This window comes from Comamonas odontotermitis, assembly GCF_014207855.1.
Classification (GTDB): domain Bacteria; phylum Pseudomonadota; class Gammaproteobacteria; order Burkholderiales; family Burkholderiaceae_C; genus Comamonas; species Comamonas odontotermitis_A.
This window is the reverse complement of sequence record NZ_JACHKZ010000064.1, coordinates 1-1,520: the sequence shown is the minus strand read 5'-3', so window position 1 is coordinate 1,520 and position 1,520 is coordinate 1. Positions and strand designations below refer to the sequence as shown.

General features: G+C 47.9%; 2 protein-coding genes. Both read right to left on the bottom strand.

What is annotated here, in order from left to right:
* Positions 1-420 precede the first annotated feature (420 nt).
* Complete coding sequence (locus tag HNP33_RS20800; protein ID WP_184711764.1) at positions 421-756, bottom strand: hypothetical protein; 336 nt, start codon at positions 754-756, stop codon at positions 421-423.
* Positions 756-1,520 (bottom strand): RHS repeat-associated core domain-containing protein (locus HNP33_RS20795; protein WP_221452163.1); only part of this gene is annotated, 765 nt, incomplete at its 5' end. The genes HNP33_RS20800 and HNP33_RS20795, both read right to left, overlap by 1 nt.

Genomic DNA, 1,520 nt, shown 5'->3' with positions numbered 1-1,520 from the left:
CCCGAGGCTGGGGGCACGAGGCTGTGGGCGCTGGCTTTGAGGCGCCCGGCAGCATCGTAGGTGTAGGCGCTGGAGAGCTGGGCATTGTGGGCGGGAGCAGAGCCTGCTGCAGGCAAGGCATGGCGCTGCAGGACGTTGCTGATCCGCCCTGCTGTGTCCCAAGATTTCAAGCCAAAGTAGCTACTAACGCTTAGCTATTAAGCGCTAGTGGCTATGAAATCAGGATTAAGCAGCAAAGGTTGGAAGAATGTTGATAAAACTCAGCAAGCCAGTAGCAAGCAAACAACATTGGCACCAGCATAAAACCACCTGAATCCCTAGTCTGAACGAATAACACGGGTTGCAGGTGGCTTTCTGAAGAAATTATCTAAATATTGAAATTAAATTTACAAAAAGCATCATTGCACTTTGCAGTAAAAATTAATCATCGCTAAATAGTTTCTCATCAAATTTCTTAGGCCAAAGGCCATCATGTACGACTGCTTCAAGTTCGATTAAATTTGGCGGATCACAGAATGCAATAAATAAACCTCCATACTTGAGAAATTTATGATTAAAATTCCAGCTTCTCTCGTTTATATTAGTGAAATTTTGAATTGAATCCATCAATTTAATTGTTGAAAAATATCCAACACCTGTTTCTTTTCGCTCAAGTACTTCAGCGCGATCAAGTTGAGATATTACAGCAATATCAAAATCCGTATTGCCTCCAAATAACTTCATTAAGGCAAATTTTTCTTCGTTCGTAAGCTTCATTAAAATGGCCTCATCGTAGCTGTCGATATACGAAACTCTCCATTTATGACCCGACCACTAATACTTACCGCTATTCCATCTATATTGAGAGTGACCCAAGATCCTGTTTGATATGTATTTGTAGCCAGAGATTGAGCTGCTTCGTGCATTTTTATGAAAGCCGCTTCTTGGGATCCGAATTTATTTACTAGCGGATCAAGAAGGTGTTTCTCTTTAAAAACATGCGCCAGTTTATTTGCGTCATATCCTAGATTCGCCACGCTCTTTGCGACACACGTCCCTCCCGACTCAACAACAGGGCTTTTTGACAAAACTGTTACATATCGTCCAGCCCCCCCGACCATTGAAGCCCCGACAGGCCACGATTCAAGGGCACGCAACGCAGCGCTCCACGGCGTTTCCGACTGAAACCCTGCTACTGAAGCATCCCACCAACTTTGCCAGGTCATCAAGCCGAGTGGGTCAGTGTAATTTAGCGGATTCCCGCCCACATAAGCAAACCGACTCCACCCACCCGCCAGCCCGATCGGATCAGTCTGGATGTAGCGCCCACTCGTTCTATCGTAGTACCGGTTGACGTTGTAGGCCAGCCCTGTTTCCTCATCCCACTGCTGGCCGGGGTAGCGCAGGTTGAAGACTACTTCGGGGGCATAACTGGGCATTGAGCCTGTGGCGCCCGGGCTGCCTGTCACGTAGCCTGCATCGCCCGTTGTGGGGCTGGCCTCTCCAAACCCGCTCAAGAGCCACTGCCAGGCCACCTGGCC

Bases quoted from the DNA above. Each gene is read 5' to 3' on its own strand.
- HNP33_RS20800 (WP_184711764.1), bottom strand. From the start codon at position 756: ATGAAGCTTACGAACGAAGAAAAATTTGCCTTAATGAAGTTATTTGGA.